Here is a 25,839-nt window from a genome sequence, read left to right on the forward strand (position 1 = left end):
GGCCTTTATTATTTTGGTCTTGGGTTCGCTAGCGAACAGAGCGTATCTCTGCATGGGCCTATTCTGGCCTTGTGCTGTGGCGTTCCTTCACCACGGGGCGCAGCGCGAGGCGGTGGATTCAAACCGCCCGCAATTGATCACTCCCGATTTCACATCGAACCCAAAGGACACACCATGAACAAATTACTCGCTACTCTGATCGGCACTCTGTTTGCCACCGCCGTGATGGCCCAAACCCCGGCGCCGCAAACGCCGGCCGTGGTGAAAGCCGAAGCCAGCGCCAACAAGGCCAACGCCAAGGCGGTCGCCTCCGAAATGAAGGTCGACGCCAAGGCCGACGAGAAGGCCAACAAGGCTGTCGCCAAAGCCGACGAGAAAGCCTCCGACGCGGTCCATGACGCCAAAAAAACCAAAGCCAAGGCCCACGCCAAGGTGGTTCTGGCCGACCCTGAGGACAAGATGACGGAAGCGGCCAAGGCCGAGCACACCAACGCCAAAGCCAACGAAAAGGCCAACAAGAAGATCGTCAAGGCTGACGCCAAAGCGATCAAGGCCACCGTCGACGCCACCGCCGACAAGGTAGAAGCGGCCAACAAAACCGAAGCCACCAAGGCCAAGGGCGCTGCCGAAGTCAAGGAAGCCGCAGCCAAGCACTAAGCTGCCGCCAGATCCGGCGGGCGCCGCAAGGCGCCCGTTCGGAGCATGAAAAAGACCGGCCCGCCACCACTGGCGCGCCGGTCTTTTTCATTGTGGGCTTGCCGCGTCCGGCGATCAGCGCGCGAGGCTCGGCACCTAAAGGGCAAGCTCCGCCTTCGTGTCGACACCCGCCGGCGGCTGTATGCTGAGATTCCGCTGGAGTTCCTCCAGCAGCCAGCGCCCCGCCGGGCCAAGCGCACGGTCTCGCTGGTGGGCGGCGTAGATAGTGAGTCCATCACGTGGCGTTGGATCGTCTTGAATCTGAATCTCCTTCAGCAGCCCGGCCCTTAGCGGCTCCATCACGAGATGCTCGGGCATCCGACACCAGCCGAATCCGGCAAGCAGAAAATCGAGCCGCCGCCCCAGGTCGACGAAGCGCCACAGTCGCGCGCTCGACAGCCCGTAGTTCGCGCTGTTGGGATCGATCGGGTCGGACAACACAAGCTGCACGTATGGCGCCAGATCGTTCGCGCTGGCCGGCCCGGCGAGCGACGCCAGCGGATGCGTGGGTGCCACCACCGGCCGCATGCCAACCCGCAGCAGAGGGTGGGCGACGATGTCCTCGGGCACGGCGGGCAGGAGCAAACAGATGGCCAGCGCGGCCGAGCCGCTGCGTAGGCGCCGCAGCGAGCCTCCCAGGCCTTCGGTCGAAAAACTCACCGGAAGATCCGGAAATTTATCGCTGAGCGCGCGCAGGCTTTCGATCAAAGGCATGGTCGGGACCAGGGGATCGATGGCGAGCACCAGTTCCGGCTCCAGTCCCGCCCGGGTGTTCGCCGCCACCGCCTCGAAGCGCGCCGCGCTCGCCAGTACCTGGCGCGCCTGCTCGACCAGCACGCGCCCGGTGTCGGTCAACTGCGGTCGGTGGCCGCGCCGGTCGAACAGCTCAACGCCCTGGATCGCCTCCAGCGTGGCGACGGTTTGGCTGATCGCCGATTGCACCCGTTTGAGTATGCGACCGGCGGCCGAAAAACTGCCGGCGTCGGCGATCGTGACGAGGACGCGCAGTTGGTCAAGGGTAAGGCTGCCGATCATATTCAACCTCAATATATCACAAAATAAGATCGAGAATATCATCATTTAATCACTTACGGTGGAGTTCCTGAATGCTTACACTGCCTTCACGCAAGCAATTCTGTCCACTCGCGCCAGCCAAGCCGACTTCCGGCTTTCGCTTCGGCGGGCCATTTTCCCAGGAGCCTTTTCATGACCAAACTTCTCGTTGTTGAAACCAGTCCACGCGGCGACGCCTCCGTCTCGCGCCAAATGACCCGCCATTTTGTCGAACAATGGCGGGCCGGCCATCCGGGCGGCGAAGTGGTCGTCCGCGATCTCGCGGAAACCGAGCTGCCGTTTGTCACCGCCGCCTGGCTGCAGGCCTATTTCACGCCCGGTCCGCAACTCACGGTGGAAATGAAGGAACGTTTGAGCCTATCCGACGAGTTGGTCGCGGAACTGCTCACCGCCGACCACCTCGTCATCGCCACGCCGGTCTACAACTACAATGTGCCGGCCGCGCTGAAGGCGTGGATCGACCACATCGTCCGCAAGGGCTTGACGCTGGGCTTCGACGGAAAGGGTCTTGTCACCGGCAAGAAGGCGACCGTGCTGCTCGCCTCCGGTGGCGTCTACACCGAAGGATCGCCTATACGCGACCGCGACATCGCGACTGGGTATTTGCGCCTCATCCTGAACGTGATCGGCATCGACGATGTGACGGTCGTCGCCGGTGGCGGCGCCAAGGCCGTCGACCTGCGCGAGCAGACGATGGACGCCTTCCTGGCCAAGCTGCAGCCCGCCATCGAGCAGGCCGCCGCGAGCGACTACTCCCTGGTGGAATGAAGCGCGGCGGCGGATGCGCCGCCAAGCTCCCGCAACTATGAAAAAAGACCGGCGCGCCAGTGATGGCGGGCCGGTTTTTTTTATGCTGGCCGTGCTGCGGCCGGGCGCGATCAGACGATCGCGGTCAGCTTCTCCGGCTTGATCTTCGAGGCCAGCGCCTTGCCCTTGCGGGCGCGCTTGCCGATGTGGACCGCCAACGTGGAGGCCGACAGGCTCAGGTCCTGCGGCTTGGCGCCGCGACCCATGCCCGAGACGATCACGCCCTTCTGGCTGATGGCGCGGGCGGCCACCAAGGTTTCCTTGTCCTCCAGCTCCATCAGGATCACGCCACGGCCGCCGTTGGTCAGCACCTTCATCTCGTCGAGGCCGAACACCAGCAGGCGGGCCTGCTCGGAGACCACCGCGACGGCGCTGGCCTTGTCTTCCACCACGCTCGGCGGCAGCGGCACGGCGCCCTCGTCGAGCGTGATGAAGGACTTGCCGCCCTTGAGCCGGCTGACCATGTCGCAGGCCTTGGCGATGAAGCCGTAGCCCGCGCTGGAGGCCAGCAGCAGTTGCGTGTCGGCCGGGCCGGCGTAGAAGTGCAGGATGCGCGCGCCGCCGGTCAAATCGACCAGCGTGGTGATCGGCACGCCGTCGCCGCGCGCGTTGGGCAGGGCGGCCACCGGCACGGAATACACCTTGCCGTTGCTGCCGAAGCCGAGCAGGGTGTCGACCGTGCGGCACTCGAAGGCGCCGTACAGCGAGTCGCCCGCCTTGAAGGTGAACAGGGCGGCGTCGTGGCCGATGCCGGTGCGGGCGCGGATCCAGCCTTTTTCGGAGATGATGACGGTGACCGGTTCGTCCACCACCTTCTGCTCCGCCACGGCCTTCTGCGCCTCTTCGATCAGGGTGCGGCGCGGGTCGCCGAAGGTCTTGGTGTCGGCTTCGATCTCGCGGATGATGGCGCGCTTCATCGAACCCGGGTTCTCCAGCAGGTCTTGCAGCGACTGGCGTTCCTTGCGCAGATCGGCCAGCTCCTGCTGGATCTTGATGGCTTCCAAACGCGCCAGTTGGCGCAGGCGGATCTCAAGAATATCCTCGGCCTGGCGGTCGGACAGCTTGAAGCGCGCCATCAGCGCGGCCTTCGGCTCGTCCGAGTTGCGGATGATCTGGATCACCTCGTCGATATTCAACAGGATGGTCTCGCGGCCCTCCAGAATATGGATGCGGTCGTCGACCTTGCCCAGCTTGTAGCGGGTGCGCCGGGTCACCGTCTCGAAGCGGAAGTCGATCCACTCCTGCAGGATGTCGCCCAGGCCCTTTTGGCGCGGCCGGCCGTCGCCGCCGATCATCACCAGGTTGATCGAGGCGGACGATTCGAGCGAGGTGTGCGCCAGCAGCATCAGCATGAACTCGGTCTGGTCCTGGTTCTTCGACTTCGGCTCGAACACCAGGCGCACCGGGGCGGCGCGGCCGGACTCGTCGCGGATGGTGTCGAGCGAGTTGAGGATCAGCGATTTCAGGGCCACCTGCTCGGGCGACAGCGCCTTCTTGCCCAGCTTGATCTTCGGATTGGTCAGCTCCTCGATCTCCTCGAGCACCTTCTGCGACGAGGTGCCCGGCGGCAGTTCGGTGACCACCGCCTGCCATTGGCCACGGGCCAGCTCTTCGATTTTCCAGCGCGCCCGCACCTTCATGCTGCCACGGCCGTTGGCGTACATGTCGGCGATCTGCGCCGGCGGGGTGATGATCTGGCCGCCGCCGGGGAAGTCGGGGCCGGGCACCATCGCCATCAGCTCGGCGTGGCTCATCTTCGGATTGCGGATCAGCGCCACCGCCGCCTGTGCCACCTCGACCAGGTTGTGCGAGGGGATCTCGGTGGCCAGGCCGACGGCGATGCCGGAGGCGCCGTTCAGCAGCACCATCGGCAGACGCGCCGGCAGCAGGCACGGCTCCTCGGAGGAGCCGTCGTAGTTGGCCTGGAAGTCGACCGTGCCGAGGTTGATCTCGTCCATCAGCAGACGGGCGATCGGAGTTAGGCGCGCCTCGGTGTAACGCATCGCCGCCGCGCCGTCGCCGTCGCGCGAGCCGAAGTTGCCCTGGCCGTCGATCAGCGGATAGCGCAGCGAGAAGTCCTGCGCCATGCGCACCAGCGCGTCGTAGACCGACTGGTCGCCGTGCGGGTGCAGTTTGCCCAGCACGTCGCCGACCACCGTCGCCGATTTGCGCGGCTTGGCGCTGGCGGTCAGGCCCAGTTCGTTCATCGAGAACAGGATGCGGCGCTGCACCGGCTTCTGGCCGTCGCAGACGTCGGGCAGGGCGCGGCCCTTGACCACCGAGATGGCGTAGTCGAGGTAGGCGCGTTCGGCGAAGGTCGAAAGGGTCAGCGTTTCGCCGCCGTCGCCGCCGTTGGGGCCGCCCGGCAGGCCGGAGTCGTCCGGGTCGGGCAGCTGTTCTTCAAAGAGGTTTGCTTGTGTCATGGTGTATTCGGTGTGCGGATTCTAGTGTGCGATGGCGGCTTAGATGTCGGCCTCGGCCTCGTTGCCGTGTTCCTCGATCCAGGCGCGGCGGGCGGCGGCTTCGCCTTTCCCCATCAGCATGTTGAAGCGGGCGGCCGACTCGGTGTGGGCGAACTCGCCCAGCGACACCGGCAGCAGGCGGCGGGTGTCCGGGTTCATGGTGGTTTCCCACAGCTGCTCGGCGTTCATCTCGCCCAGGCCCTTGAAGCGGGAGATCGACCAGGCGCCGTCCTTGACGCCGTCCTTGCGCAGCTTGTCCTCGATCGCCACCAGCTCGCCCGAGTCGAGCGCGTACAGCTTCTGGATCGGCTTCTTGCCGCGCGCCGGCGCGTCGACGCGGAACAGCGGCGGCCGGGCGATGCAGATGTGGCCGTGCGCGATCAGCGCCGGGAAGTGCTTGAAGAACAGCGTCAACAGCAGCACCTGGATGTGCGAGCCGTCCACGTCCGCATCCGACAGGATGCAGATCTTGCCGTAGCGCAGACCGGACAGGTCGGGCGAGTCGGCGAAGCTGTGCGGGTCGACGCCGATGGCCACGGAGATGTCGTGGATCTCGTTGTTGGCGAACAGGCGGTCGCGGTCGGTCTCCCAGGAGTTCAGCACCTTGCCGCGCAGCGGCAGGATGGCCTGGAACTCCTTGTCGCGGCCCATCTTGGCCGAGCCGCCGGCCGAGTCGCCCTCGACCAGGAACAGTTCGTTGCGCTGGATGTCGGACGATTCGCAGTCGGTCAGCTTGCCGGGCAAAACGGCGACGCCGGAGGACTTCTTCTTCTCGACCTTTTGCAGCGAGCGCAGGCGCGACTGCGCCTGCTTGATGACCAGTTCGGCCAGCTTCTTGCCGTATTCGACGTGCTGGTTCAGCCACAGCTCGAGCGGCGGCTTGGCCACGCTCGACACCAGGCGCACCGCGTCGCGCGAGTTCAGGCGCTCCTTGATCTGGCCCTGGAACTGCGGATCGAGCACCTTGGCCGACAGCACGAAGGAGACGCGTGCGAACACGTCCTCGGGCAGCAGCTTGACGCCCTTGGGCAGCAGCGAGTGCATCTCGACGAAGCTCTTGACGGCGCCGTACAGGCCGTCGCGCAGGCCGGACTCGTGGGTGCCGCCGTTGGAGGTGGGGATCAGGTTGACGTAGGACTCGCGCACCACGCCGCCGTCCTCGGTCCAGGCCACCACCCAGGCCGCGCCCTCGCCCTCGGCGAAGCCCTCGGTCTCGGCGCTGGCGTAGCCGGCGCCCTCGAACAGCGGGATCAGCGTCTCGCCGCTCGAGCCCTGCGCCAGCGCCTCGGTCAGGTAGCCGCGCAGGCCCTCGTTGTACTGCCAGGTCTGCACGTCGCCGGTCTTGGCGTTGGTCAGCGTGACGGTCACGCCGGGCAGCAGCACGGCCTTCGAGCGCAGCAGGCGCTGCAGCTCGGTCTGCGAGATGACGGGCGAATCGAAGTATTTCGGGTCGGGCCAGGCGGTGACGCGGGTGCCGGACTTCTTGCCGTCGCGCGGGGCGGGGCGCGAGGTCAGCGGCTCGATCACGTCGCCGGCGGAGAAGGCCATCTGGTGCAGGCCGTTGCCGTCGTTCTCCTTGCGCCAGACGGTGATCTCCAGGCGCGTCGACAGCGCGTTGGTGACCGACACGCCGACGCCGTGCAGGCCGCCGGAGAAGGCGTAGGCGCCGCCGGAGCCCTTGTCGAACTTGCCGCCGGCGTGCAGCCGGGTGAACACGATTTCCACGGTCGGCACGCCTTCTTCCGGGTGGATGCCGACCGGGATGCCGCGGCCGTCGTCCTCCACGGTGATGGAGCCGTCGACGTTCTGGGTCACCGCGATGTTCTTGCAATGGCCGCCAAGCGCCTCGTCGGAGGCGTTATCGATCACTTCCTGGATGATGTGCAGCGGATTTTCGGTGCGGGTATACATGCCCGGACGTTGCTTGACTGGCTCGAGGCCCTTCAAGACGCGGATGGATGATTCGCTGTAGTCGGATGCTGGTTTTTTAGTGGCCATACGTGATCAAGCTGGGTAAAAGCGATACTTGGTTTATGCGGACGCCTGCGCATTCTATCCTCAACAGGGCGGATCGGCGGCAATCCCTTGGCGGGAAACGGGCAGATTTCATGGTGAAACTGCAAATGCTTGCGGGATTTTCCCCACAAACTGCCGGTCGCGACGGGAATTGTACTGTATGCGCGTACAGTTGTGTGCGCTTGATCGCCGCCGCCGGCGTCGCACCGGCGTCGCACCGGCGCCGCAGCGGCGCCGTCCGTGGCGCGATTTATACGCCGCGTTTACACCCCGCCAGCGTCTTTTTAGACTGTTTTTACGGCCGGATCGGTAAGCTTCTTCATATCGAATTGATCGAAACAGGAGGTGGGCGATGCACGCATTCTTCTACACGCAGCCGGCGCAGCGCCGTTCGTTTTGGGCCAAGGAACACGCCGGGCAGGCCGCCAAGGCGCCGCAGCCGGTGTGCCTGATGCAGCTGACCGTCGACGCCGGCGCCGTCACCGCCCTGCGCCAAACCGTCACCCGCCTGTGCGGCGACGCCCTGCAGTTCATGCGTATCGAGGCCTGCGAGCACGGCACCCGCATGAAGGTGTGGTTGTGCATCGGCCGCTCGCTGGTGGGCCAGGTGATGGAGGCGGTGATGCGCCTGCTGCCCGGCGCCGAGTTCGGCCGCTTCTCCACGCCGGGCAGCCGGCGCGTGGCGGGGCAGGGACTGCAATGATCATTGCCATCGCCAACCAGAACGGCGGCAGCGGCAAGACCGTGGTCGCCAACAACCTGGCGCTGCTGCGTGCGCGCAGCGGCCGCAAGGTGATGTTGATCGACACCGACCCGAAGAAGACCTCCAGCACCTGGAGCGGCGAACGGGCCGCCGCCGGCCTGCAACCCAAGCTGGCGGCGCGCGCCATCAGCGGACGCGGCCTGGCGACCGAGCTGGAGGCGCTGCGCCTGCACTACAACGATATTTTGATCGACACCGAGGGCCGCGACACGCCCGAGAGCCGCGCCGCGCTGATCGCCGCGCGCCTGGTGGTGGTGCCGGTGTCGGCCGACCAGGTCGACCTGGCCAGCCAGTACAAGCTGATCGCCCGGCTCAATTCGGCGCGCATGTTCAACCCCGGCCTGCGCGTGCTGTTCGTCACCGTCGGCGGCGAGCACGACCCGAACGAGGAGGAGACGGCGGCGATCCGCGCCTACGTCGCCCGCGTCATGTCGGCCAGCCTGGCCAGCACCGTCATCCACGCCCACCAGACGGCGCACCAGGCCTGTGGCCGTGGCCGCTGCGTCTGCGACGCGGCCGATTGCCACGTGCGCGCCGCCGCCGAGATGAACGCGCTGTACAAGGAAGTCTTCATCCCCTAGTCGTTTCGACCCGTTTTCCAGGCCGCCGGTTCGCGCCGGCGGCCATGTTTTTTCACCCACCAAAAGAAAGACCGCATCATGAAGAAATTGATACTCGCCACAGCTGTGATGGCAGCATTCGCCGGCAGCTACGCCCATGCCGAGGACATCAAGCCGGACAACGAAGTCAGCTTCAACGCCAGCGTCGTGTCGGACTACCGCTTCCGCGGCATCTCGCAGACCCGCGTCAAGCCGGCCGTGCAGGGCGGCGTCGACTACGTCAACAACCCGACCGGCCTGTACGTGGGCGCATGGGCGTCGAACATCAAATGGACCAAGGACGCCGGCGGCAGCGGCCAGATCGAGGTCGACCTGTACGCCGGCAAGCGCGGCCAGATCACCAGCGAGGTGTCCTACGACGTCGGCGTGCTGACCTATGTGTACCCGTCGAACGGCCTGGCCACCAGCGCCAACACCACCGAGGTCTACGGCCAGGTCGGCTACGGCCCGGCCTATCTGAAGTACTCGCACTCGCTGACCAACCTGTTCGGCTACGCCGACAGCAAGAACAGCGGCTACGTCGACCTGGGCGCCAACATCGACGCCGGCAACGGTTTCACCGTCAACCTGCACGCCGGCCACCAGAAGGTCAAGGGCAGCGACCTGGCCAACTACACCGACTGGAAAATCGGCGCCACCAAGGACTTCGGCGTGGTCAGCGGCGCGCTGGCCGTGATCGGCACCAACGCCCGCGAAGTAGCCTACAGCTCGCCGGTCAACGGCAAGTTCCTCGGCAAGACCGCGCTGGTTCTGACCATCAGCAAGACCTTCTAAGCCGCCAGCGGCCGCAAGGAAGAACGGGAGCAGGGGCGATGCCCTTGCTCCCGTTTTTTTGTTGGTCCGTTTTTGGCGTGCGCGGATCTTCGATGCGCCACCCCGCAATGCGGCCGAAAGGGGTCGGACCCCGTACGGGGTCCGACCCCAGCATCCGGGGTACGGGGTCAACGCTCAATCGACGGTTGACAGCGCCGGCTGGAACACCTGCCGGTACAGATGGCGCAGCTCGGTCGCGCCGAGCGATTTCTCGCGCTTGTGCTCGGCCAGCTCCGGCGCGCCGTGGCGGCTGCGGTAGGCGCCGCCGGCGCCCAGCACCAGGGTGTCGACCAGCCGCGCCGAGGCGATCTGCGCGACGAACACCAGCACGCAGCCGACCTCGTGCGGCGTCAGCGCCTGCGCCGTGTGGCCCACCGCCACCAGCACCTGGGCCTGCGGATTGGCCCCCTGCGCGTGCTGGATGCGGCCCAGCAGGGCGCCGTGGTCCTGCCGTTCCAGCTCGTCCGGTTGAATCAGCACGACGATGACGCCGGCGGCGGCCAGTGTCGCCTCGCTGTATTTGTGGTCGGCCATGTCGATCACCACGTCGTCATAGGGCTGGCGCAGGTCGACCTGCGCCGGGCCGTGCTGGCGCGACAGCAGCAGCACCTTGCTGCCGGCCGAGGCGCGCAGCTGGGCCAGTTGCTGGGCCAGGTCGGACGCTTGATGGCCGTCCGTGCCGGTCAGGGCGACGATCACATGGCCCCCACGGTGGCCACCTGCGGCAGGCGGAAAGACTCGGGCGGATAGCTGGGCAGCGCCATCAGCGCGTCGACGGCGCAGGCCAGGCCGGCGCGGCTGGCCGCGCTGGCCGGCGTGAGCGGCTGGCGCAGCTCGTCGCGCAGCAGACCCTGGCGCGCCAGCGCCGCCTTCAAGGGCGCCGGGTTCGGTTCGGCGTAGAGCAGATGGATCAGCGGCTGCAGGCGGCGGAACAGGGCGCGCGCGGCGTCGAGGCGCCCGGCGCGCACCAGGTCGTACAACTGCACGTACAGGTCGGGGCGGATGTGCGCCGCCGCCGAGATGGCGCCGTGGCCGCCGGCGCACAGGGCGCCGAACAGCAGGGCGTCGTCGCCGCACAGCACGGCCAGCGGGGTCTGCTCGACCAGGTCGCTTATCTGTTGCAAGTTGCCGCCGGCCTCCTTGATGGCGGCGAACTGGGGCCGCTCGGCCAGCTGGCGCGCGGTGGCCGGCGCCAGGTTGGCGCCGCTGCGGGCCGGCACGTTGTCGAGCACGATGCGCTGCCCGGTGGCGTCGGCGATCACCTCGAAGTGGCGGCGCAGGCCGTCCTGCGAGGGCCGCACATAGCACGGCGTGGAGACCAGGTAGCCGGCCAGCTCGAGCTCGTCGAACTGCAGCGCCTTGCTGGCTGCGGCGTAGGTGTCGGCGCCGCTGATGCCCATCATGACGGGGCAGCGCTTGCCGGCCGTCTCCAGCACGGCGGCCAGCGCCGAGCCTTGCTCGGCCAGGTCGAGCTGGGCCGCCTCGCCGGTGCTGCCACAGACCACCAGGCCGTGCACGCCTTGCTTGATGATGCGGTCGGCCAGCAACTGCAGGCGGTTCAGGTCGACTTCGCCGTCACGCAGCGGCGTGACCAGCGGCACCCAGATGCCACGCAGCGGCGCGCTGCGATGGGAAAAACGCGGACTTGACATACCGACTCTCTGCTGTTGGGGTATGGAAAGGGTAGTCCTTCCCCCGTAAAAAGAGTCTAAATAGTCGCGCCGCGATGGTAAACAAGGCGTAAACGCCGTCCGCCGCGGCGTTTCAATACATCTCGGCAATGGCGCCGTGGCGGCGCGCCCGCGGGTGTTGTTTTTTACATCTTGTTTACACCCCTCCGACAAGTCTTTACAAAACTTTTAGACGCTTCTGGCTAAGCTTTCAACTATCAAAACAAGACCTGTGAGGGTGGAAAAAATGGACATCGTGTTTATCGGTGCAATCGTCGTCTTTACGGCAATCTGCTGGGCTTTCGCCATTGGCTGCGCCAAGCTGGGGGATCAGGAATGAACACCTTTTATCTGATTGGAGCGCTGGCCTCGGCCGGCTTGCTGGTGTATCTGGTAGTGGCCTTGCTGAAAGCGGAGGAACTGTAATGACTATGCAATCGTTTATGCTGCTGGCGGCATTCCTGGTGGTGCTGCTGGCGCTGTCCTACCCGCTCGGCATTTTGCTGGCCCGCGTCGGCGACGGCACGGCCGTGCCCGGCATGGGCTGGCTCGCCAAGCTCGAGAAGCTGCTCTACCGCCTGGCCGGCGTCTCGCCCGAACAGGGCATGGGCTGGAAATCCTACGCCGTCGCGCTGCTGCTGTTCAACGGCATCGGCGCTCTGGCCGTTTACGCCGTGCAGCGCCTGCAGGCCTGGCTGCCGCTCAATCCTCAGGGCATGGCCAACATCAGTCCCGACTCGTCGTTCAACACGGCGGTCAGCTTTGTCACCAATACCAACTGGCAGGGCTACGGCGGTGAAACGACCATGAGCTATCTGAGCCAGATGCTGGTGCTGGCCGGACAAAACTTCTTCTCGGCGGCGACCGGCATGGCCGTCGCCTACGCGCTGATCCGTGGCTTCTCGTCGCGCTCGGCCAAGTCGATCGGCAACTTCTGGGTCGACATGACCCGCTCGACCCTGTACATCCTGCTGCCGCTGTCGCTGATCTTCGCCGTGTTCCTGATCGGCCAGGGCGCGATCCAGAACTTCTCGGCATATAAAGATGTGACCTTGCTCGACCCGGTCACCTATAGCCAGCCGAAAGTCGGCGCCGACGGCCAGCCGCTGAAGGACGCCGCCGGCCAGGTCGTCACCGAAACGGTGACCGCCAGCACCCAGACCATCGCCATGGGCCCGGTCGCCTCGCAGGAGGCGATCAAGCTGCTCGGCACCAACGGCGGCGGCTTCTTCAACGTCAATTCGGCCCACCCGTTCGAGAATCCGACGGCGCTGGCCAACTTCTTCCAGATGATCGCCATCTTCATCATCCCGGCCGGCCTGTGCTTCGCCTTCGGCCGCATGGTCGGCGACAAGCGCCAGGGTTGGGCCGTGCTGGCGGCGATGACGGTGCTGTTCGTCGTCGCCACGGTGGCGGCGCAGAGCGCCGAGCAGCAAACCCTGCCCGCGCTGCAGGCGATGGGCGTCGACCAGAGCGCGACGGCGCTGCAATCGGGCGGCAACATGGAAGGCAAGGAGACCCGCTTCGGCATCAGCGCCTCCGGCCTGTTCGCGGCGGTGACCACGGCCGCCTCCTGCGGCGCGGTCAACTCCATGCACGACTCCTACACGCCGCTGGGCGGCGCCGTGCCGATGCTGCTGATGCAACTCGGCGAGGTGGTCTTCGGCGGCGTCGGCTCGGGCCTGTACGGCATGCTGGTCTTCGCCATCATGACGGTGTTCATCGCCGGCCTGATGATCGGCCGCACGCCGGAATACCTGGGCAAGAAGATCCAGGCGCATGAAATGAAGATGACCTCGATCGCCATCCTGGTCACCCCCACCCTGGTGCTGGCCGGCACCGCCATCGCCGTCATGCTGGACGCCGGCAAGGCCGGCATCCTCAATCCGGGCGCGCACGGCTTCTCCGAGGTGCTGTACGCCTTCAGTTCGGCCGCCAACAACAACGGCAGCGCCTTCGCCGGCCTGTCCGCCAACACGCCGTTCTACAACACCATGCTGGCCATCGCCATGTGGTTCGGCCGCTTCGCCGTGATCGTGCCGGTGCTGGCGATCGCCGGTTCGCTGGCCGGCAAAAAGCGCCTGGAGGCCAACTCCGGCACCATGCCGACGCACGGGCCGATGTTCGTCGGCCTGCTGATCGGCGTGGTCGCGCTGGTCGGCGTGCTGAACTATGTGCCGGCCGTCGCGCTCGGTCCGGTGGTCGAACACCTCCAGGTGTTCGCCAAGTAAAACCCTTTGACGGGGCGGAGTGCGCCGAGCGCCTCCGCCGCCGATAAACCCAGGAGTACAAGATGCCAAACGCCCAACCATCTCAGAAAGAGATGACGATTTTTACCAACCCGCCCGCCAAGTCGCTCAAGCTGTTCGACTCGGTGCTGCTGGTCCCGGCGATCATTGAATCGTTCAAGAAACTCGACCCGCGCACCCAGTTGCGCAGCCCGGTGATGTTCGTCGTCTACGTCGGCAGCATCATCACCACGCTGCTGTACTTCCAGGCGCTGTTCGGCCAGGGCGAGGCCAACCCCGGCTTCATCCTCGCCACCAGCATCTGGCTGTGGTTCACCGTGTTGTTCGCCAACTTCGCCGAGGCGCTGGCCGAGGGCCGCAGCAAGGCCCAGGCGGCCTCGCTGCGCAGCCTGAAGCAGAGCGTGATGGCCAAGAAGCTGGCCAGCCCGCGCCACGGCACCACCTGGCTGCCGGCCACCGCCACCGACCTGCGCAAAGGCCACTTCATCCTGGTCGAGGCCGGTGACGTGATCCCCATCGACGGCGAGGTCATCGAAGGCGTCGCCTCGGTCGACGAGAGCGCCATCACCGGCGAGTCCGCGCCGGTGATCCGCGAGTCCGGCGGCGACTTCTCCTCCGTCACCGGCGGCACCCGCGTGCTGTCGGACTGGCTGGTGGTGAAGGTCACCGCCAACCCGGGCGAGACCTTCCTCGACCGCATGATCTCGATGGTCGAAGGCGCCAAGCGCCAGAAGACGCCGAACGAGATCGCCCTGACCATCCTGCTGGTGGCGCTGACCATCGTGTTCCTGATCGTCACCGTGACCCTGCTGCCGTTCTCGCTGTTCTCGGTCGAGGCGGCCAAGGCCGGCACGCCGATCTCCATCACCGTGCTGATCGCGTTGCTGGTCTGCCTGATCCCGACCACCATCGGCGGCCTGCTGTCGGCCATCGGCGTGGCCGGCATGAGCCGCATGATGCAGGCCAACGTGATCGCCACCTCCGGCCGCGCCGTCGAGGCGGCCGGCGACGTCGACGTGCTGCTGCTGGACAAGACCGGCACCATCACCCTGGGCAACCGCCAGGCCGCCGCCTTTTTCGCCGCCCCCGGCGTGACCGAGCAGCAGCTGGCCGACGTGGCCCAGTTGGCCTCGCTGGCCGACGAGACGCCGGAAGGCCGCAGCATCGTGGTGCTGGCCAAGCAGCGCTTCAACATCCGCGAACGCGAGATGGCCGGCCTGAACGCCGTCTTCGTGCCGTTCTCGGCCAACACCCGCATGAGCGGCGTCGACATCGGCGCACGCCATGTCCGCAAGGGCGCCGCCGACTCGGTGAAGAAGTATGTCGAGGCGCTGGGCCAGCCGTATCCGGCCGAGGTGGGGCGCGCCGTGGACGACGTGTCGCGCCGCGGCAGCACGCCGCTGGTGGTGGTCGACGACGGCCGCGTCATGGGCGTGGTCGAGCTGAAGGACATCGTCAAGGGCGGCATCAAGGAGCGCTTCGCCGAGCTGCGCCGCATGGGGATTAAAACCGTGATGATCACCGGCGACAACAAGCTGACCGCCGCCGCCATCGCCGCCGAGGCCGGCGTCGACGACTTCCTGGCCGAGGCCACGCCTGAGGACAAGCTCAAGCTGATCCGCAGCTACCAGGCCGAAGGCCGCCTGGTGGCGATGACCGGCGACGGCACCAACGACGCGCCGGCGCTGGCCCAGGCCGACGTCGCCGTGGCGATGAACTCGGGCACCCAGGCCGCCAAGGAGGCCGGCAACATGGTCGACCTGGACTCGAACCCGACCAAGCTGCTCGAGATCGTCGAGATCGGCAAGCAGATGCTGATGACGCGCGGCTCGCTGACCACCTTCTCGATCTCGAACGACATCGCCAAGTACTTCGCCATCATCCCGGCGGCGTTTGTCGGCACCTATCCGAGCCTGAAGGCGCTCGACGTGATGCATTTGTCGAGCCCGAACTCGGCGATCATGTCGGCGGTGATCTTCAACGCCCTGATCATCGTGTTCCTGATCCCGCTGGCCTTGAAGGGCGTGCAGTACCGCGCCATCGGCGCGGCCGCCCTGTTGCGCCGCAATATCTGGATCTACGGCGTCGGCGGCATCGTCCTGCCCTTCGTCGGCATCAAGCTGATCGACATGCTGTTGTCGGCGCTGAACCTTATTTAAACCAGGAGTGAACATGTCTTCCACCATCCGTCCCGCCGTCGTCCTGTTCGGCGCGCTGACCCTGATCTGCGGCGTCATCTATCCCTTCGCCGTGACCGGCATCGGCGCCGTCGCCTTCCCCGAGCAGGCCGGCGGCAGCATCGTCGAGGTCGGCGGCAAGCCGGTCGGCTCCGCGCTGATCGGCCAGTCCTTCTCGTCGCCGAAGTACTTCTGGGGCCGTCCGTCGGCCACCGGCCCGATGCCCAACAACGCCGCCGGCTCGAGCGGCTCGAACCTCGGTCCGAGCAATCCGGCATTGACCGACGCCGTCAAGGGCCGCATCGAGGCGCTGCGCGCCGCCGACCCGGCCAACACGGCGCCGATCCCGGTCGACCTGGTGACGGCCTCGGGCAGCGGCTTGGACCCGGACATCAGCGTCGCCGCCGCGCAGTACCAGGCGGGGCGCGTCGCCGCCGCCCGCCAGCTCGACCCGGCCAAGGTGCGCGCCCTGATCGAGGCCAAGCAAAGCGGCCAGGTGCTCGGCTTCTTCGGCGAGCCGCGCGTCAACGTGCTGGCGCTGAACCTGGCGCTGGACGCCGAAACCGGCCGCACGCGCTAATTGGGACGCGGTATGATCGCGCTTGCGGCAATTGGCGCGCATGCCGCTAAGTGAGGGCCTGCCTTACCCCACAGGCAAAGGGGTCTGACCCCATGCGGGGTCAGACCCCGGGCGGATCGGGGTGCGGGGTAGAAACGAAGCTGCCAAGGGCTGCTATGACCTCATTGGCGCTCGACGCCCTTTTGTACTGAACGAAACCGAACCATGACCCATGTTCCCTTCCGATAAGCAGCGCCCCGATCCGGACACCCTGCTGGCCCAGGTGCAGGCGCAGGAGCGCCGCGCCGTGCGCGGCAAGCTGCGCATCTACTTCGGCGCCTCGGCCGGCGTCGGCAAGACCTACGCCATGCTGGCGGCGGCGCGCAAGCTGCAGGCCGACGGCCAGGCGGTGCTGGTCGGCGTGGTCGAGACGCACGGCCGCAGCGAGACGGCGGCCATGCTGGCCGGGCTCGAGGTGCTGCCGCCCAAGCTGGTCGAGTACCGCGGCAAGAGCATCGCCGAGTTCGACATCGACGCGGCGCTGGAGCGCCGCCCGCCGCTGATCCTGATGGACGAGCTGGCCCACACCAACGCGCCCGGCTCGCGCCACCCCAAGCGCTGGCAGGACGTCGACGAACTGCTCGACGCCGGCATCGACGTGCTCAGCACCGTCAACGTTCAGCACCTGGAGAGCCTCAACGACGTGGTCGGCGGCATCACCGGCATCCGCGTCGGCGAGACCGTGCCCGACACCGTGTTCGACGACGCCGACGAGGTGGTGCTGGTCGACATTCCGGCCGACGAACTGCTGGCCCGACTGAAGGGCGGCAAGGTCTACCAGGCGCAGCAGGCCGAACGGGCCTCGAAAAACTTCTTCCGCAAGGGCAACCTGATCGCCCTGCGCGAACTGGCCCTGCGCCGCACCGCCGACCGGGTCGAGGACGACGTGCGCGCCTACCGCGTCGAGCAGTCGATCAACGGCATCTGGAAGACCGGCGCGGCGCTGCTGGCCTGCGTCGGCCCGCGCCCCGGCGGCGAGCACACGGTGCGCAGCGCGGCGCGCCTGGCCGGCCAGCTGGGCACCGAGTGGCACGCCATCTACGTCGAAACACCGACCCTGCAGCGGCTGCCGGCGGCGCAGCGCGAGCAGATCCTCAACACCCTGAAGCTGGCGCGCGACCTGGGCGCCACCACCGCCGTGGTGTCCGGCGCCGACATCGCCGCCGCCGCCGTCGAGTACGCGCGCGGCAACAACCTGTCGAAAATCGTCATGGCGCGCGGCCACCCCACCTGGCCCTGGCGCACGCCGCACATCAAGAGCATCGCCCGCCAGGCGCCCGACATCGACCTGATCGAGATCGGCGAGGCCAGCACCGAGCCGGCGCCGGCCAAGCCGGCCGCCGCCGAGGAGCCCGACGGCGAGATCGACAACAGCGGCCGCGCCAAGCGCCGCCTGCTCGGCTACGGCGGCGCGGCGGCGGCCAGCCTGGCCACCGCGCTGGCCGCCACGCCGCTGCTGGCCTACCTCGACCTGGCCAACATCGCCATGCTGTTCCTGCTGGTGGTGGTGCTGGTGGCGGTGCGCTTCGGCCGCGGCCCGTCGGTGCTGGCCACCTGTGTCTGCGTGGCCTGCTTCGACTTCTTCTTCGTGCCGCCGCGCTTCACCTTCGCCGTCTCCGACTTCCAGTACGTGATCACCTTCGTGGTGATGCTGGCGGTGGGCCTGATCACCGGCCACCTGACGGCCGGCCTGCGCTTCCAGGCGCGCGTCGCCTCTCACCGCGAGGCCCGTTCGCGCGCGCTGTACGAGTTCGCCCGCGAGCTGTCCGGCGCGCTGCAGACCGAGCAGATCTTCGAGACCACCCAGGGCTTCATCCAGCGCGCCTTCCGCGCCCGCTCGGTGCTGCTGCTGCCCGACGACGACGGCCGCCTGCTGCCGCCGCCGACCGTGCCGGGCGGCGCCAAGGCGCAGCTGTCGGTGCTCGACAGCGGTATCGCGCAGTGGTCCTTCGACCGCGCCGAGGTGGCCGGCCTGGGCACCGACACGCTGCCGGCCAGCCGCATCTTCTACCTGCCGCTGGTGGCGCCGATGCGCACCCGGGGCGTGCTGGCGATCGAACCGGAGCAGCGCCGCTGGATACTGATCCCGGAACAGCGCCAGCAGCTCGACACCTTCGCCGCCCTGGCCGCCATCGCGCTCGAGCGGGTGCACTACATCGAGGTGGCGCAGAACGCGCTGGTCAACATGGAGTCCGAGCGGCTGCGCAACTCGCTGCTGGCGGCGCTGTCGCACGATTTGCGCACGCCGCTGACGTCGCTGGTCGGCCTGTCCGAGTCGTTGGCCGGCTCGAAGCCGGCTCTGTCCGAGGCCCAGCTCGACGTGGCCGCCGCGCTGCACGACGAGGCGCTGCGCATGAGCGCGCTGGTGTCCAACCTGCTCGACATGGCGCGCATCCAGAGCGGCGAGATCAAGTTCAACCTGCAGTGGCACGCGCTGGAGGAGGTGGTCGGCAGCGCGCTGCGCGCCAGCGGTTCGCAGCTCAAGGGCCACCAGGTCGGCACCGAGCTGCCGGCCGGGCTGCCGCTGGTGCGCTTCGACGCCGTGCTGATCGAGCGGGTGCTGTGCAACCTGCTGGAGAACGCCGCCAAGTACACGCCGGCCGGTTCGCGCATCGTCGTCACGGCGGCGCTGCACGGCGTCTGGCTCAACGTGATGGTTTATGATGACGGCCCCGGCCTGCCGCACGGCCGCGAGGAGGCCATCTTCGAAAAATTCACCCGTGGCGAGCGCGAGTCGGCCAAGCCGGGCGTCGGCCTTGGGCTGGCGATCTGCCGCGCCATCGTCGAGGCGCACGGCGGCAGCATCCAGGCGGCCGAGTCGCCGGCCGGCGGCGCCGCCTTCGTCTTCACACTGCCGCTGGGCACGCCGCCGGCCATGCCGGATCTGGACGCCGAACGTATAGGAAACAACGATGAATGAAACCATGCCCACCGCCCTGCTGGTGGAGGACGAACCGCAGATCCGCCGCTTCGTGCGCAGCGCCTTGGAGGAGGAGGGCTGGCAGATCTTCGAGGCCGCCAACCTGCAGCGCGGCCTGATCGACGCCGGCACCCGCAAGCCCGACCTGGTGGTGCTCGACCTCGGCCTGCCCGACGGCGACGGCATCGACTTCATCGCCGACCTGCGCAAGTGGTCGGCGGTGCCGGTGATCGTGCTGTCGGCCCGCGTCAACGAGGCCGACAAGATCCGCGCGCTGGACGCCGGCGCCGACGACTATCTGACCAAGCCCTTCGGCGTCGGCGAGCTGCTGGCGCGGGTGCGCGCCACCCTGCGGCGGCAGCGCCAGCCGGCGGCCGACCAGGCCGGCCTGGTGCAGTTCGGCGCGGTGGCGGTGGATTTGCAGAACCGCCGCGTCACGCGCAACGGCGAGAGCGTGCACCTGACGCCGACCGAGTACCGCCTGCTGGCCGTGTTGGTGGCCAACGCCGGCCGGGTGATGACCAATCCGCAGCTGCTGCGCGCCGTGTGGGGACCGTCGCAGGGCGAAAACGGCCACTACCTGCGCATCTACATGGGGCATCTGCGGCACAAGCTGGAGGACGACCCGACCCAGCCGCGCTACCTGCTGACCGAGACGGCGGTCGGCTACCGCCTGCAACTGCCGGCCTGAGGCGGCAGATGCGCCTGGCTGTCGCGCAATTGCACAGCCCTGTCGTCGGGCGCATCCCGGTTTGCGCCAAGTCAACGGACTGAACCGCGAGCGTCCCACCGTGGCGGTTCTCCCGAAACACGGAACTTCCATTGCTCAGATGGAAGTAATACGCTCGCCCTTTGTTACCCCAAAGTGGCCTTTTTTGAACCACGTCCGAACCACTTTCCTGGCGACGGAGTCGCGGGCAAAGCCCGCCTGTCCGTCCGGCGGATGTCAATCCAACCTGAGCACTTCCGGGTTGCCGGGGCTGGCGGATTCATGAAACAGATCGCCCAGATACTGCACCAGCTCGTCCTCCTCGATAAAGTCTGGAATGATGAAGCTGGCGGGCCGCCGCTTGCCATCGGCTCCCGGATAATATGAGCGCCAGCCCTCGGCAGTGTGCACCACCTGCACCAGACGCCCAAACACGTTGAATTTAATAGCCGGCACTTTTATCGTCCTCCTTGACCCCAATGGGCCATTGTATTAAAAATCTATGATGCCCCTTGACAAAGCAACCGCAACAATATGCGAGCGGCCATGCGCGTTGAATTTCACCGCCAGATTTTTCAAATGGAATTTGACCGTTCTTTCGCTGATCATCAGAATTTGTCCTATCTCCCAATTCGTCTTGCCATACTTCACCCATTTGAGAACGTCTTTCTCGCGGAAGCTGACCTCCGGCCGTGGCGAATTCTCAACGCCGGCGGCTTTATAAAAAATCTCGTGCAGATGAGGGACAATATATTTCAGTATCGTCAAATGTCGCGGATCTTTCTCGATCTCCGCGCCGCAAAATGAAAAAAGACTGGCGCGCGTCTTATTGACATCGCGTATGCCGGCCGTGATGCCGGATACCAAACCGAACCGCCTCGCCTCCTCCAAAAAACTACGATGGGTACACGAAGTCGCCGCGGCGAATGTATCCGACCATTTTTGCAACGCGAATGTGGAAAAATGTTTCTGGACAACCGGATCCACCTCCGCGTAGCCGCAGCGTTCATAGATATCGATCCACTCGGCAGGGTAGTTTATATTGACGACATGGGTTTTGTGAACATCGCCATCGCTGCCCATTTCCGCGACGACCGCGGCGATACCGTCGACCGGCAATAGTGATCCAATCCGGCTGGCCAAATTGTTCGTTACTTCGCCGGGGGGCAGAACGACACAATCGTTCACGAAACTCAAAACATCCGCTAGATCCTTATGCGACACCAAATTTGGATTCATCATCGCTCCGCTCCTGTATACCGCGCTAGGAATGCCGTTTCATCGAAAAAAAAGCGCATGTCTATCAGGCTTTCATTATAATAGTAGCCGCCAGCCAAGATGTGCTGGCATCGTATTGTCTGGATATTATGTCATGGAACCGCTTTAATTTTCAAAAGATCAATACCACAATGGATCTGCGCCGCCGGCGCGGTCGATAGCATGAGACTAGTTGTCCGCCCGGGCCGCAGGATGCCCGGGAGGGCCGCTTCGGCCCCGCCGGCGGCGGCAGATCAGAGACCGGACATGCATTCCACGGCAAAACCCTCTTGCGACTGGATCGTCGCCAGATCGTCCGCGTCCTCTCTGGAAACATCGCACAACCAGTCCACGTAGCGCCGCTTGGCCGCGCCGCTGGTTTGACTGTCCAACAGATCCCAGTTCAGCGACACGGCAAGGCACATGGGCCCTCCTCGAACCACGGCACGCGCGGGGGCGATCGCTTCGACCGGGAAACCCCGCGCCTGCATCAGCCGAAACATGGCCAGTTCCACAACGAAGTACAGTTGCCGGATCTGGTTCGCCCTGGACCAGGCATACATCCCCTTGAATATGACGTCCAAAACAAACTTGTTGCTGGCCTGGTCCCGCTCGAGCGGGACCACCGTGGCCAGGCGTGTGACTTCGGCGGTATCCTGGCCTTTGCGGACGCGATACCCGGGCGGCAATACCGGAAGAAATTCCTTCTCCATCATGTACGGCGCGTCATGAGAAATGAAACGCATGGTCGCCGCCAGCTTGCCGTCCTTCCGGAACGCTCCGATATGCACCGCGCCCTGGTCGTAGGCGTCGATCTCGAGGCCGGTGATGGACGCCGGCACCCAGCATAGATGCTCGCAATACACTTTGTGCCGCAACGTGTAGACCGCCACCTTGTCATCCTCGCTGGTCACGGTTCGCACCAACAGACCCTTCTCTTCAAAACCAATGGACTTCAGCATCATGTGTATTCACCTGTCGTAGTTTGGGGGGGATGGGCATTCAAACGCGCCCTTGCGACTTTTGTCACCTGTCCGGCTGGACAGTCGACGGCATGGTGCGCCGCCGAACAATTCACATCGCGGCCGACCCGCCACGCGCCACGCGCCACGCAAGGGCGGCCGGCGCCGACCTGTCCTTTCGGGCAGTAATGCCTGGTTTCCATGCATGTTACGCTTCCATAATAATAAGATAATAAAATCAGAAATTCTGACATTGGCGCGAACCATGCGTGTGAATAAAGGAGATGAGGATGTACGGCGAAGTAGATACTGGCACGCCCCTTGCACTGCGGACCGCGGAACAAACCCTCGGTCTTATTCAACTTATTTCGGCGACGGACGATGTTGTCGAGTTAAAGACCCGCTTCCACGACTATCAGGCCTACTGCGTCGCCAATGACGTGCCGCTGCTTCGCCCCATTATTTCCCATCTGGAATCGACCCTCTCCTCGGCCATCGAGGCGGCCAAAACAAAAATCGATCGTGAACTGGCGCTATATTCTCTGGGCGAAGTGGACCGGCAAACCGTCGAGTGTGAACAGATGGCGAGGTTGATGCTGCAAACCAAAAGCTATGTTGTTCAGAGTTTCGAATGGTGCGCGCCGTCCTACGACCAGTCCCTGGCAAATCAATTCTTCGATCTGCGCGGGCAAAAAAACACCACCGTCAATTACGAGCGCTATGAGTCGAAAGAGGTGGAGGCGATCGAGCGGCAATTGGCGGATATTCTATCCTATAGCACGGAGAAAACAGCCGTGCTGCTCACCTCGTCGGGCATGTCCGCCTATGCGGTGGTCGAGGCATTTATCACGCGCGAATTGCTGAAGGATTACCTTGATACCGTCCTGGTGTCGCCGTATATATATTTTGAAGCATCGGGACAATTAACCACGTTGAATTCGCTGAACGTGGTTTTCGCAACGAGCTACGAGACAGAACAAATGCTCGACAGCGCGGAAACCCTTCAGCCCAAGGTGATTTTTCTTGATCCGTTGTCGAATACGCCTGAGCAGAGGTTAATCGACCTCGATGCGTTCTTTGAAAAGCTGGGCGGACGCATCATCGACAGGGTCACTGTCGTCATCGATGGAACCATGTCGCCGGGCTGTTACAAGGACAAGTGGCGCACCCATAGCGGCAATGTCGACATCATCTACTACGAGAGCTGCTCGAAGTATCTGCAGTTGGGTTTTGATAACACGATGAGCGGTTATGTGCTGGCGCCCGTCGAGTGGAAGAAAAAAATGGCGGAAATCCGCAGGAACACCGGGGCGATTCTGGCCCGGGACTGCGCCAACACCTTCCCGCGCTATTCGGCGGCCACGTTGTGGAAAAGGATGGACGTCATCCAGAGGAACGCGATGGCCGTCGTCGACTATTTCGACAAACTGCCGGCGATCCATAAGCTGATCGAGGTGCATTATCCGGGACACCATACGCATCCGGATTTCAACGTCGGAAAGCAATACAGGACACTGGGCGGATGCGTGTCGTTCAAATTTCATTCCGGAAACGGTTATGACAAGCTGAATCGCTTCATCAGCGAACTGATCGGCGTATGCAAGGCCAACAATGTCCAGCTGATCAAGGGCGTGTCGTTCGGCCATACGATTCCACGCATTTCCGCGTCGTCGGCGATGGCCGGTTTCGACAAGCCGTATATCCGCCTGTTTGTGGGCGCCCTGGAGTCCGACTCGATTCTCGAGTTGTGCAAGGCGATTGAATACTCTCTGCTGGAAGGCAAGTATCTGGGGTCGGGGAATGTCGATGAACCCGCATAGTTCGACGCGGCCGCGGGCGAAGGCGGACGAAGCCGGCACGTTCGTCCTACTGCCGCCGCCCAACGTCACGGGCGACCTCCACCTCGGCCACGGCTTCAGCTTCACCTTGCTGGATACCTATGTTCGATTCCTGCGCAAGCGCGGCGAAACCGTGCGTTTCCATCCGGGAACCGAGCACGCCGGGTCGCGCGCGGAGATCGCCTACGCGCGTCTGGGCGCGGGGCGGGACAAGCCGGATTTCCTGACATGGCAGGACAAAACGCGGCAATCGATTATCGGCCAGATCAAACTGATGGGGGTGGACGCCGATTGGGGCGACGAATACAACTCGATGGACGATCGGCGGGTGGAATTCATTCGTGGCGCGTTCGTAAAGCTGAGCAACGACGGCTTCATCTATCCATCGACGGAGATGGTCAACTGGTGCCCGTGCTGCGACTCCTCGCTGCCCGATATCGACGTCAAATTTTCCTGCAAGGCCGGCACGCGGTATCTGCTGTCCTTGTCCGATAGCAAGCCGGGGTTCACCATCGCGACCTTCGGCCTGGAACGCCTGCTGGGCGCCACGGCGCTGGCGGTCTCGCCGCGCCACCGATTTGCCGATGAGCTCGACGGCACCCGTGTCCGCTTGCTCGGGCGCGAGATCGCGGTCACAAAGGCCGGCCCCGGGGATTTCGCCGATCCGTCCGTGCTGATCGCCATCAACCCGCAGGTCAATCCCGCCGACTTCCGCGCCGCCGGTTCGAGCGCCGGCGCGAACCTCTATGACAGGGACGGAAACATCGGCGCGGCCCATCGGGATTTTCGCGCGGACAATCTGGCAGCGAGCCGCAACGCGCTCGAAGCCAGGCTGGTGGAGGACGGCTGGAGCGTCGAAAAAGAGGCCGTCGACCACCACACGCCGCATTGCGCCGTCTGCAATGCCGAGGTGCATCCGATGATTTCCGAGCAGTGGTATTTCGATATCGCCAAGGGACTGGAGCGCACCCGCAGAAACCCGGAATTCCACTCCAAACTGTGGAAAAAAGGGTTTGAGCTGTGGATGGAAAAACTGCGGCGGCCGCTGGAGAATGCATTCCATGAATCGATGAACACCAGTCACTACGGGGGATACTCCAGCAACCGCGACTTCCTCGTTTCGAGCCAATCCGGCTGGGGCCAGCCATTGCCCGTGCTGCGCTGCCTGGAGTGCGGCACGGTGAGCGTCGCGGCACACGAACCCGATCAATGCCGCGCCTGCGGCGCGCGGCGGTTCGAGGCGTCCGGCGAGGTGATATCCATCTTTTTCAGTTGCTGCCTGATGGGAGCGTCGACCAATCCTTCGTCGCTGAGGAGGAACGCGGTCGATTTCACCATCTGCGGCCATGACATCTACCACTACTGGGGCTCGTTGAAAAACATACTGGCCTGCGCCTTGGGCTATGAAGCGGGTTTTGGCGGCTTGATGGTGCATGGCTTGTTGGTCGACCAATCCGGCGAGAAGATGACCAAGTCGAAAGGCAACGTGGTCGGCCTCGCCGGACTGGTGGACCGGTACGGCGTCGACACACTGCGCACCGTGGTGTATGACTGCGTCTACAACAACCACGACAGGCCATTCATAAAATTCGATCCCGCCGATTTCAGCCCCGCCCACAGCTATATCGCCGAACTCAAAGCCAGGCTGCTGGAGCACGAGATCGACGAACACGCCGACGAACACGCCGACGAAAGCGCCGACAACGTCATCACGGATTCGGCCGTGCAATACCTGCGCACTGAAATCGACGCGTTGATGGAGGGGTACAAGATCGGACACGCCTACAAGAAATTGTTGTCGGTGATCGACCAGCGCAAGATTGTATTCAAGACGCACTCCGCAAAAATCGGCTTCTTGAAATTGCTCTATCCATTCCACCCGAGCTTTTGCGGCGAATCGGGCAGCGGGGAAAATCAATGAACGCAAGAATCGACCAGGACATGCTGTCGGCCCGCGTCAAAGCGATCATTGCCGGGGTGTTGCAAATGGACGTGCAAGACCTTGTCGCCGAAAAAAGCCTGAAAGACCAGGGCCTCGATTCACTGTGCCTGCTGTTTTTGATCGATGAGCTGGAAGCCGAATTCGAGATAAGGCTGATCGGCGAGGAACTGGAGGTCGAGCATTTCAAATCGGCCAATTCGATCACATCCCTACTGAACGACAACTACCAGGTGAGCGGAAACTGA

22 protein-coding genes are annotated in these 25,839 nt (G+C 64.8%); 14 read left to right on the forward strand and 8 right to left on the reverse strand.

The window, feature by feature from the left end; translation table 11 throughout:
* Window positions 1–174 precede the first annotated feature (174 nt).
* Complete coding sequence (locus BM252_RS01050) at window positions 175–657, forward strand: hypothetical protein (protein ID WP_093382424.1); 483 nt, start codon at window positions 175–177, stop codon at window positions 655–657.
* 135 nt (window positions 658–792) lie between these two features.
* Here BM252_RS01050 and BM252_RS01055 read toward each other — a convergent pair whose 3' ends face one another.
* The gene (locus BM252_RS01055) at window positions 793–1,776 is read right to left on the reverse strand and encodes a LysR family transcriptional regulator (RefSeq protein WP_245774021.1); all 984 of its coding nucleotides are present in this window, start codon (window positions 1,774–1,776) and stop codon (window positions 793–795) included.
* A gap of 126 nt (window positions 1,777–1,902) precedes the next feature.
* Here BM252_RS01055 and BM252_RS01060 point away from each other — a divergent pair, with 126 nt between their 5' ends.
* Window positions 1,903–2,538 carry an FMN-dependent NADH-azoreductase gene (locus tag BM252_RS01060; protein WP_093382427.1) on the forward strand — a complete coding sequence of 212 codons (636 nt, stop codon included), beginning with the start codon at window positions 1,903–1,905 and terminating at the stop codon, window positions 2,536–2,538.
* A 110-nt stretch (window positions 2,539–2,648) separates the two neighbouring features.
* Here the strand turns inward: BM252_RS01060 and parC are convergent, their stop codons facing one another.
* Window positions 2,649–5,000 (reverse strand): DNA topoisomerase IV subunit A, encoded by a 2,352-nt coding sequence (parC, locus tag BM252_RS01065; RefSeq protein ID WP_093382429.1) that lies wholly within the window; start codon window positions 4,998–5,000, stop codon window positions 2,649–2,651.
* 39 nt (window positions 5,001–5,039) lie between these two features.
* Window positions 5,040–7,037 carry a DNA topoisomerase IV subunit B gene (locus BM252_RS01070; RefSeq protein WP_093382432.1) on the reverse strand — a complete coding sequence of 666 codons (1,998 nt, stop codon included), beginning with the start codon at window positions 7,035–7,037 and terminating at the stop codon, window positions 5,040–5,042.
* A gap of 370 nt (window positions 7,038–7,407) precedes the next feature.
* On the opposite strand from BM252_RS01070, the gene BM252_RS01075 reads away from it, so the two are divergent.
* From BM252_RS01075 to BM252_RS01085, 3 genes are all read left to right on the forward strand, one after another.
* On the forward strand, window positions 7,408–7,758 hold the full coding sequence (locus BM252_RS01075) for a hypothetical protein (protein WP_093382434.1): 351 nt from the start codon (window positions 7,408–7,410) through the stop codon (window positions 7,756–7,758).
* Complete coding sequence (locus BM252_RS01080; RefSeq protein ID WP_093382437.1) at window positions 7,755–8,399, forward strand: ParA family protein; 645 nt, start codon at window positions 7,755–7,757, stop codon at window positions 8,397–8,399. The genes BM252_RS01075 and BM252_RS01080 overlap by 4 nt, the downstream gene beginning before the upstream one ends.
* 78 nt (window positions 8,400–8,477) lie before the next feature.
* Window positions 8,478–9,212, forward strand: coding sequence for a TorF family putative porin (locus BM252_RS01085; RefSeq protein ID WP_093382439.1), 735 nt, complete (start codon window positions 8,478–8,480; stop codon window positions 9,210–9,212).
* A 174-nt stretch (window positions 9,213–9,386) separates the two neighbouring features.
* On the opposite strand, the gene BM252_RS01090 is transcribed toward BM252_RS01085, so the two are convergent.
* Window positions 9,387–9,950 carry a hypothetical protein gene (locus BM252_RS01090; protein WP_093382442.1) on the reverse strand — a complete coding sequence of 188 codons (564 nt, stop codon included), beginning with the start codon at window positions 9,948–9,950 and terminating at the stop codon, window positions 9,387–9,389.
* The gene (dapA, locus tag BM252_RS01095) at window positions 9,947–10,903 is read right to left on the reverse strand and encodes a 4-hydroxy-tetrahydrodipicolinate synthase (protein ID WP_093382444.1); all 957 of its coding nucleotides are present in this window, start codon (window positions 10,901–10,903) and stop codon (window positions 9,947–9,949) included. The genes BM252_RS01090 and dapA overlap by 4 nt, the downstream gene beginning before the upstream one ends.
* A 354-nt stretch (window positions 10,904–11,257) precedes the next feature.
* Here dapA and BM252_RS01100 point away from each other — a divergent pair, with 354 nt between their 5' ends.
* The 6 genes from BM252_RS01100 to kdpE all read left to right on the forward strand — a co-directional run bounded on the left by BM252_RS01100 (window position 11,258) and on the right by kdpE (window position 19,577).
* Window positions 11,258–11,347, forward strand: coding sequence for a potassium-transporting ATPase subunit F (locus tag BM252_RS01100; protein WP_093382447.1), 90 nt, complete (start codon window positions 11,258–11,260; stop codon window positions 11,345–11,347).
* The gene (gene kdpA, locus BM252_RS01105) at window positions 11,347–13,152 is read left to right on the forward strand and encodes a potassium-transporting ATPase subunit KdpA (protein WP_093382449.1); all 1,806 of its coding nucleotides are present in this window, start codon (window positions 11,347–11,349) and stop codon (window positions 13,150–13,152) included. The genes BM252_RS01100 and kdpA overlap by 1 nt, the downstream gene beginning before the upstream one ends.
* Window positions 13,153–13,244: 92 nt before the next feature.
* Window positions 13,245–15,329, forward strand: coding sequence for a potassium-transporting ATPase subunit KdpB (gene kdpB / locus BM252_RS01110; RefSeq protein WP_093382452.1), 2,085 nt, complete (start codon window positions 13,245–13,247; stop codon window positions 15,327–15,329).
* A gap of 13 nt (window positions 15,330–15,342) precedes the next feature.
* Window positions 15,343–15,927: a potassium-transporting ATPase subunit KdpC gene (kdpC, locus tag BM252_RS01115; protein WP_093383243.1), complete on the forward strand. Its 585-nt coding sequence runs from the start codon at window positions 15,343–15,345 to the stop codon at window positions 15,925–15,927.
* 211 nt (window positions 15,928–16,138) lie between these two features.
* A complete protein-coding gene (gene kdpD / locus BM252_RS01120; RefSeq protein ID WP_093382454.1) occupies window positions 16,139–18,886 on the forward strand; it encodes a two-component system sensor histidine kinase KdpD in 2,748 nt (915 codons plus the stop codon).
* Window positions 18,879–19,577 carry a two-component system response regulator KdpE gene (kdpE, locus tag BM252_RS01125; RefSeq protein ID WP_093382457.1) on the forward strand — a complete coding sequence of 233 codons (699 nt, stop codon included), beginning with the start codon at window positions 18,879–18,881 and terminating at the stop codon, window positions 19,575–19,577. Before kdpD ends, kdpE begins: the two co-directional genes overlap by 8 nt.
* 255 nt (window positions 19,578–19,832) lie before the next feature.
* Here kdpE and BM252_RS01130 read toward each other — a convergent pair whose 3' ends face one another.
* The 3 genes from BM252_RS01130 to BM252_RS01140 form a co-directional block, all read right to left on the reverse strand.
* Window positions 19,833–20,042: a DUF7661 family protein gene (locus BM252_RS01130; protein ID WP_425442250.1), complete on the reverse strand. Its 210-nt coding sequence runs from the start codon at window positions 20,040–20,042 to the stop codon at window positions 19,833–19,835.
* A gap of 45 nt (window positions 20,043–20,087) precedes the next feature.
* Window positions 20,088–20,837, reverse strand: coding sequence for an autoinducer binding domain-containing protein (locus BM252_RS01135; protein WP_093382462.1), 750 nt, complete (start codon window positions 20,835–20,837; stop codon window positions 20,088–20,090).
* 269 nt (window positions 20,838–21,106) lie between these two features.
* A complete protein-coding gene (locus tag BM252_RS01140; RefSeq protein WP_093382465.1) occupies window positions 21,107–21,817 on the reverse strand; it encodes an acyl-homoserine-lactone synthase in 711 nt (236 codons plus the stop codon).
* 287 nt (window positions 21,818–22,104) lie between these two features.
* Between BM252_RS01140 and BM252_RS01145 the strand changes: the two genes are divergently transcribed.
* Genes BM252_RS01145 through BM252_RS01155 form a run of 3 tightly spaced genes read left to right on the forward strand, consistent with a single transcriptional unit; the run spans window position 22,105 to window position 25,839 of the window.
* Window positions 22,105–23,634 carry a PLP-dependent transferase gene (locus BM252_RS01145; protein WP_245774022.1) on the forward strand — a complete coding sequence of 510 codons (1,530 nt, stop codon included), beginning with the start codon at window positions 22,105–22,107 and terminating at the stop codon, window positions 23,632–23,634.
* Window positions 23,621–25,573, forward strand: a complete 1,953-nt coding sequence (locus BM252_RS01150; protein ID WP_245774023.1) for a class I tRNA ligase family protein — start codon at window positions 23,621–23,623, stop codon at window positions 25,571–25,573. The genes BM252_RS01145 and BM252_RS01150 overlap by 14 nt, the downstream gene beginning before the upstream one ends.
* On the forward strand, window positions 25,570–25,839 hold the full coding sequence (locus tag BM252_RS01155) for an acyl carrier protein (RefSeq protein WP_093382474.1): 270 nt from the start codon (window positions 25,570–25,572) through the stop codon (window positions 25,837–25,839). The genes BM252_RS01150 and BM252_RS01155 overlap by 4 nt, the downstream gene beginning before the upstream one ends.

The organism is Rugamonas rubra (assembly GCF_900114705.1).
Classification (GTDB): Bacteria; Pseudomonadota; Gammaproteobacteria; order Burkholderiales; family Burkholderiaceae_D; genus Rugamonas; species Rugamonas rubra.